This window comes from Streptomyces prasinopilosus (assembly GCF_001419695.1).
In the GTDB taxonomy this organism is placed as follows: Bacteria; Actinomycetota; Actinomycetes; order Streptomycetales; family Streptomycetaceae; genus Streptomyces; species Streptomyces prasinopilosus.
Map to the genome: position 1 here is coordinate 1 of NZ_LIRG01000558.1, position 7649 is coordinate 7649.

General features: G+C 72.0%; 5 protein-coding genes. All 5 read right to left on the reverse strand.

Annotation, left to right across the window (positions count from 1 at the left end; genetic code table 11):
• Positions 1-39: 39 nt before the first annotated feature.
• Entirely contained in the window at positions 40-2103 is a 2064-nt protein-coding gene (rho, locus tag AOK18_RS21985; RefSeq protein ID WP_055695468.1) for a transcription termination factor Rho, read from the reverse strand.
• A 401-nt stretch (positions 2104-2504) separates the two neighbouring features.
• The gene (gene thrB / locus AOK18_RS21990) at positions 2505-3422 is read right to left on the reverse strand and encodes a homoserine kinase (protein WP_055695469.1); all 918 of its coding nucleotides are present in this window, start codon (positions 3420-3422) and stop codon (positions 2505-2507) included.
• A gap of 513 nt (positions 3423-3935) precedes the next feature.
• Complete coding sequence (gene thrC, locus AOK18_RS32050) at positions 3936-4994, reverse strand: threonine synthase (protein WP_055572037.1); 1059 nt, start codon at positions 4992-4994, stop codon at positions 3936-3938.
• 6 nt (positions 4995-5000) lie between these two features.
• The gene (locus AOK18_RS32055; RefSeq protein ID WP_055572038.1) at positions 5001-6293 is read right to left on the reverse strand and encodes a homoserine dehydrogenase; all 1293 of its coding nucleotides are present in this window, start codon (positions 6291-6293) and stop codon (positions 5001-5003) included.
• Positions 6294-6482: 189 nt separating this feature from the next.
• Positions 6483-7649: diaminopimelate decarboxylase (gene lysA / locus AOK18_RS22005; protein ID WP_055695470.1), on the reverse strand; the 1167-nt coding region annotated here is incomplete at its 5' end.

A 7649-nucleotide genomic window follows, 5' to 3' on the forward strand; every position in this document is an offset into this window, starting at 1 on the left:
CGGGGTGCGGCCCTCGCGGTGGGACGGGCGGGACGGGCGTCAGTCGCCGTTGCCCGGCGCCGGCGTCGTCTTCTGGATCTGCAGCAGGAACTCGGCGTTCGACTTCGTCTGCTTCATCTTGTCGAGGAGCAGCTCGATCGCCTGCTGCGAGTCGAGCGCGTGCAGCACCCGGCGGAGCTTCCAGGTGATGGCCAGCTCGTCGCTGCCCAGCAGGATCTCCTCCTTGCGGGTACCGGACGCGTCGACGTCCACCGCGGGGAAGATGCGCTTGTCGGCGAGCTTCCGGTCGAGCTTGAGCTCCATGTTGCCGGTGCCCTTGAACTCCTCGAAGATCACCTCGTCCATGCGGGACCCGGTGTCCACCAGCGCGGTGGCGAGGATGGTCAGCGAGCCGCCGTCCTCGATGTTGCGGGCCGCGCCGAAGAAGCGCTTCGGCGGGTACAGCGCCGTCGAGTCGACACCACCGGACAGGATGCGGCCGGAGGCCGGGGCGGCGAGGTTGTACGCACGGCCCAGACGCGTGATCGAGTCGAGCAGCACGACGACGTCGTGGCCCAGCTCCACCAGCCGCTTGGCGCGCTCGATGGCGAGCTCGGCGACCGTGGTGTGGTCCTCGGCGGGACGGTCGAAGGTCGAGGAGATGACCTCGCCCTTCACCGACCGCTGCATGTCGGTGACCTCTTCCGGACGCTCGTCGACGAGGACGACCATCAGGTGGCACTCGGGGTTGTTGTGGGTGATCGCGTTGGCGACCGCCTGCATGATCATGGTCTTGCCGGTCTTCGGCGGGGCCACGATCAGACCGCGCTGGCCCTTGCCGATCGGCGACACGAGGTCGATGATCCGCGTGGTGAGGACGCCGGGGTCGGTCTCCAGACGGAGGCGGTCCTGCGGGTACAGCGGGGTGAGCTTGTTGAACTCCGGGCGGCCGCGGCCGTGTTCGGGCGCCATGCCGTTGACGGAGTCGAGGCGGACCAGCGCGTTGAACTTCTCGCGGCGCTCGCCCTCCTTCGGCTGGCGCACCGCGCCGGTGAGGTGGTCGCCCTTACGCAGGCCGTTCTTGCGGACCTGGGCGAGGGAGACGTACACGTCGTTCGGGCCGGGCAGGTAGCCGGAGGTCCGGATGAACGCGTAGTTGTCGAGGATGTCGAGGATGCCCGCGACCGGGATCAGGACGTCGTCCTCGTTGACCTGCGGCTCCTGCACGTCGTCGCGGCCGCGACGGCCCCGGCGGTCGCGGTAGCGGCCGCGACGGCCGCGGCGGCCGCCTCCGTCGTCGTCGTAGCCGTCGTCCTGACGGCCGCCGCCCTGCTGCTGGTTCTGCTGGCGGCCCTGGCCGCCCTGGTTCTGCTGCTGGTCGTCGCCCTTGCCGCGACGGTCCCCGCGGTCGCCCCGATCACCGCGCTCGGCACGGTCGTTGCGGTCACCGCGGTCGGTGCGCTCGCCGCGGTCGCGGCCGCGGTCGCGGCGGTCACGGCGACGGCCGTCACCGCCGTCGCCGTCGCCCCTGGCGTCGCCCTGCGACGGGGACTGCTGCGACTGCGCCTGGCCTTCGGCCTTCGCGTCGCCCTTCGGCTCGGCGGGGGCCTGCTCGGCGGCGGCCGGAGCGCCCGCGTCCGCGGTGACCCGGCGGCGGCGCGTGGCGGGAGCCTGCTCGGCCGGAGCCTGCTCGGCCGGGGCGTCGGCCTTCGGGGAGGGCTGGCCGGGGATGTCGATCTGCTGCTGGGCGGCGGCCTGTTCGGCGGGGGCCTCGGCAGCGGACTTCTTCTCGGCGGTGTCACCCGTACGGGTCCGCGAGGTGGCGCGGCGCTTGGGCTTGGTCTCCGCCGTCTCGGCGGGGGCCTCGCTCTTGGGGGCGGCGGTGCCGCCCGACGCCTGCGCTTCCTTGATGACCTCGATCAGCTGGCTCTTGCGCATGCGCGCGGTGCCCCTGATGCCGAGGCCGGAGGCGACCTGCTGAAGCTCGGCCAGCACCATGCCTTCGAGGCCGGTACCCCGGCGCCGCCGGGAGCCGGCACCGCTGGCAGGCGCGGAGGCGTCCGTGGCGGGCGCGGCAGCGGTCTCCTCGACACGTGCGCCCATCAGATCGGTGGTGTCGCTCACGAAGGGTCCTTCCCTGGAGCGGACGTCGGCCTGTCTGGCTCGGCGACCGGTTGTGCTGTCCGGCTTCGGTCCTTGCTGTGCGAACCGTGCCGGGGCGGTGGTCCGCCTCGACGGCGGAAGGGATATCTGGTGATGGCGCTTCCCGAGCCGTGGCATCCAGTGTCACGTGGCGTGGTCGCACCGGTTCCGGAGCGTGCCCGGCGGGCCGTTCAGTGTTCGCGTACGACGTACTGCCCGCGTACGGAGCAGCGAACACAGTTGGGCTTGGGGGGCTCCCGGAAGAATGTCTGTCCCGAGCGGGGACACGAGGCACCTCGCCATGGTGGGGTCGGGTGCAGACTTGAGGTTAACACTACCGGATCCAACAAACATTCCCCCTCTCCTTGTCCGGCAACCGTGTGTCAGGTGGCGAGCGGAAGCACGCTCGCTCCCCGCAGATCGAGACCGAGCCGGTTGGCGGCCCAGTCGTTCCCGGCCAGCGCTTCGACCTTGTCGGCGGTGTCCGCGTCGGCCAGTGCCATGACGGTGGGCCCGGCTCCGGAGATCACCGCGGGGACGCCGTCCGCGCGCAGCCGCTCGACCAGCGCCGCGCTCTCGGGCATGGCGGGGGCGCGGTAATCCTGGTGCAGGCGGTCCTCGGTGGCGGGCAGCAGCAGTTCGGGACGCCTGGTCAGCGCCTCCACGAGGAGGGCGGCGCGGCCCGCGTTGGCGGCGGCGTCGACGTGGGGCACGGTGCGCGGCAGCAGGCCGCGCGCGGTCTCGGTGAGGACGGGTTTGCCGGGGACGAACACCACCGGCACGACGGACCCGGCGGGCTCCATCCTGATCGCGCGGGCCGCGCCGCTCTCCATCCAGGAGAGGGTGAAGCCGCCCAGCAGGCAGGCGGCGACGTTGTCGGGGTGGCCCTCGATCTCGGTGGCGAGTTCGAGCAGCGCGGTGTCGTCGAGCCTGGTGTCGGCGCCTATGGTCACGGCGCGGGCGGCGACGATCCCGGCGCAGATGGCGGCGGAGGAGGAGCCCAGGCCCCGGCCGTGCGGAATGCGGTTGGCGCAGACGATCTCCAGGCCGCGCGGCTGTCCACCGAGCAGGTCGAAGGCGGTGCGCAGGGAGCGTACGAGCAGGTGGTTCTCGTCGCGGGGCAGGGTTTCACCGCCCTCGCCGGCGATGTCGATGTGCAGCCCGGCGTCGGCCACCCGGACGACGACGTCGTCGTACAGGCCCAGCGCGAGGCCGAGGGCGTCGAAGCCCGGGCCGAGGTTGGCGCTGGTGGCGGGGACGCGCACCCGGACGGCGGCGGCGCGGAACGCGGGACCGGCCATCGCTCGATGACTCTCCTTGAGCTGGGACGGTGACGGCGGCTGTCGAAGACCGTCGAATGACATTCGATGACGTGCAAAACCCCGGGATCGCCGCCGACCGGGGTGGCCGGCCGCTCCCCGAACCCCTCCGAGGCCCTTCCGGGCCCCTCCGGACCATGGTCCGGACCACGGAGACGACGCGGGACCGCGGCATATGCGGCGGTGGGTTGAGTACAGACTATCGAAGGAAGGTTCTGTGTCGACATAGGGCGCACGGGAGGCGCACGATGCGTGTCACAGGCCCCCTGTGCCCCCTCCTGGGGAACTTCCCCCGGCAAGCGCCTTCTTACGCCTGTCCTGCCGAGGTGTCCTCCGTCGGCGCCCGTCCTGTCAGCGCTCGCCCCGTCGGCGTCCGTCCCGCCGACGTCCGTCCCGCCGGAGCGTGCGGCTCCCGCCGGACGCGGAACGCCGGCCCGGGGCGGCGGCGGCCGGAAGTCCCGGGGCGCGCCGCCCCGGGACTTTTGGTGCCGGCGGTCAGACCAGTCCGAGCCGTTCGGCGGCCGTCGCCGCGTCCACGGGGACGGTGACCGGCTGCGGCGCGCCGGCGACGGCCCAGTCCGGGTCCTTCAGACCGTTGCCCGTGACGGTGCACACGATGCGCTGTCCGGGGTCGACCTTGCCCTGCTCCGCGGCCTTCAGGAGGCCGGCGACCGAAGCGGCGGACGCGGGCTCGACGAAGACGCCTTCCTGCGAGGCCAACAGCCGGTAGGCGCGCAGGATCTCACGGTCCGTCACCTCGTCGATGAGGCCGCCGGACTCGTCGCGCGCGGCCAGCGCGTACTGCCACGAGGCCGGGTTGCCGATCCGGATGGCGGTGGCGATGGTCGCCGGGTCCTTGACGACCTCGCCGCGCACGATCGGGGCGCTGCCGGACGCCTGGAAGCCCCACATCCGGGGGGCCCGGGTGGAGACGCCGTCGGCGGCGTACTCCCGGTAGCCCTTCCAGTAGGCGGTGATGTTGCCCGCGTTGCCCACCGGCAGGACGTGGATGTCGGGGGCGTCGCCCAGCATGTCCACGATTTCGAAGGCGGCCGTCTTCTGCCCCTCGATACGCACCGGGTTGACCGAATTGACCAGCGCCACGGGGTAGTTGTCGCTGAGGGCGCGGGCGAGGGTGAGGCAGTCGTCGAAGTTGCCGTCGACCTGGAGGATCTTCGCGCCGTGCACCAGGGCCTGGCCCATCTTGCCGAGGGCGATCTTGCCCTGCGGCACGAGCACCGCGGAGACCATCCCGGCGCGCACCCCGTAGGCGGCGGCGGAGGCGGAGGTGTTGCCGGTGGAGGCGCAGATGACGGCCTGCGCGCCCTCCTCCTTGGCCTTGGAGATGGCCATGGTCATGCCCCGGTCCTTGAAGGAACCGGTCGGGTTCGCGCCCTCGACCTTGAGGTGGACCTCGCAGCCCGTGCGCTCGGAGAGCACCTGCGCGGGCACGAGCGGCGTACCGCCCTCACGGAGCGTCACGACCGGCGTGGTGTCGGTGACCGGCAGCCGGTCCCGGTACTCCTCGATGATTCCGCGCCACTGGTGGGTCATTGCTGCTTACTCTCCTTCAACCCGCATGATGCTGGCGACACCGCGCACGGTGTCGAGCTTGCGCAAGGCGTCGACGGTGCCGCCGAGGGCCGCGTCGGACGCACGGTGGGTGACGACGACGAGGGAGGCCTCCCCGTCCTTGCCCTGCTGGCGCACGGTGTCGATCGAGACACCGTGCTCGGCGAACACGGTCGCGACCTGGGCGAGCACACCCGGTTTGTCGGCCACATCGAGGCTGATGTGGTAGCGCGTGACGACCTCGCCCATCGGGGAGACGGGCAGCGCCGCGTAGGCGGACTCGCCCGGTCCGGTCGTCCCGCCCAGCCGGTTGCGGCAGACGGCGACGAGGTCGCCGAGCACGGCCGAGGCGGTGGGTGCCCCGCCGGCGCCGGGCCCGTAGAACATCAGCTGTCCCGCGGCGTCCGACTCGACGAACACCGCGTTGTAGGCGCCGCGGACCGAGGCCAGCGGGTGGGTGAGCGGGATCATCGCCGGGTGCACCCGCGCGGTGACGGACCCGCCGTCCGCGGCCCGCTCGCAGATGGCCAGCAGCTTGATGGTGCAGCCCATCTCCTTCGCGGAGGCGAAGTCGGCGGCGGTGACCTCGGTCATGCCCTCGCGGTGCACGTCGTCGAGGCGCACCCGCGTGTGGAAGGCGATCCCGGCGAGGATGGCGGCCTTGGCGGCGGCGTCGAAGCCCTCGACGTCGGCGGTCGGGTCGGCCTCGGCGTACCCGAGGGCGGTGGCCTCGTCGAGCGCCTCCTGGTAGCCGGCGCCGGTGGAGTCCATCTTGTCGAGGATGAAGTTGGTGGTGCCGTTGACGATGCCGAGCACCCGGTTGACCTTGTCGCCGGCGAGGGACTCGCGCAGCGGCCGGATCAGCGGGATGGCACCGGCGACGGCGGCCTCGTAGTAGAGGTCCTTGCCGTGCTCCTCGGCGATGGCGTGCAGCGCGGCGCCGTCCTGGGCGAGCAGCGCCTTGTTCGCGGAGACGACGGACGCGCCGTGCGCGAAGGCGGTGGTGATCAGCGTCCGCGCGGGTTCGATGCCGCCGATGACCTCGACGACGACGTCGAGGTCGCCGCGTTTGACCAGGGCGGTGGCGTCGGTGGTGACCAGCTCCGGGGCGATGCCCTCACGCACCCGGTCCGGGCGCCGCACGGCGACCCCGGCGAGTTCCACCGGGGCCCCGATGCGGGCGGCGAGGTCGGCGGCCTGCGTCGTCATGATGCGCGCCACCTCTGAGCCGACCACTCCACAGCCCAGCAGCGCCACCTTCAGCGGACGCGTACGCATCATCCGACCTCGTTTCCTGATTACCGTCTAGGTTGCACCAGTCTCACTCACCGGACGGAAGTTTCTTCCCTTTGTCCGGATCGTGAGACATCAATTTCATCGGGAGGCCGGAAGAACCGAAGATCTTCCGCCTCCCCCTGCTGTTGCTCCGCTGTTCCCGCTGCTCCCGCCGCCGTTCCCGTTCCCTCCCCCTCACCCGACGTCGAGGCGCAGGAGGTCGTCCTCGGTCTCGCGGCGGACGATGACCCGCGCCTCGCCGTCCGCGACGGCGACGACGGGCGGGCGGAGCACGTGGTTGTAGTTGCTCGCCATCGACCGGCAGTACGCGCCGGTGGCCGGTACGGCGATCAGGTCGCCCGGCGCCAGGTCCCCCGGCAGGAAGGCGTCGCGCACCACGATGTCACCGCTCTCGCAGTGCTTGCCGACGACCCGGCAGAGCATCGGTTCGGCGTCGGAGCTGCGGGAGACGAGGGAGACGCTGTACTCGGCGTCGTACAGGGCGGTGCGGATGTTGTCCGACATCCCGCCGTCGACGGAGACGTAGGTGCGCAGCCCGTCGAGCGGCTTGATGGTGCCGACCTCGTACACCGTGAAGGCGGTCGGGCCGACGATGGCCCGCCCGGGTTCGACGGAGATGCGGGGGGTGGCGAGGCGGGCGCCCTCGCACTCGCGGGTGACGATCTCGGTCAGCGCCTTGGCGATCTCGTGCGGCTCGCGGGGGTCGTCGTCGCTGGTGTAGGCGATGCCGAGGCCGCCGCCGAGGTCGATCTCGGGCAGTTCGACCCCGTGCTCGTCCCGGATCTCCTTGAGCAGCCCGACGACCCGGTGGGCGGCGACCTCGAACCCGGACATGTCGAAGATCTGCGACCCGATGTGCGAGTGGATCCCGACGACCTCCAGGCCGTCCAGCTGGAGCGCCCGCCGCACGGCCTCGGCGGCCTGCCCGCCGGCGAGCGGGATCCCGAACTTCTGGTCCTCGTGCGCGGTGGCGATGAACTCGTGGGTGTGCGCCTCGACGCCGACGGTGATGCGGATCTGCACCCGCTGCCGCCTGCCGAGCGACTGCGCGATGTGCGCGACCCGGGCGATCTCCTGGAAGGAGTCGAGCACGATCCGCCCGACCCCGGCCTCGACGGCCCGGTGGATCTCGGCCACGGACTTGTTGTTGCCGTGGAAGGCGATCCGGTCGGCGGGCATCCCGGCGGACAGGGCGGTGGCCAGCTCCCCGCCGGAGCAGACGTCGAGGTTCAGCCCCTCCTCGTGGAGCCACCGGACGACGGCACGGGAGAGGAAGGCCTTGCCGGCGTAGAACACGTCGGCGTCGTCCCCGAAGGCGGTGCGCCAGGCCCGCGCGCGGGC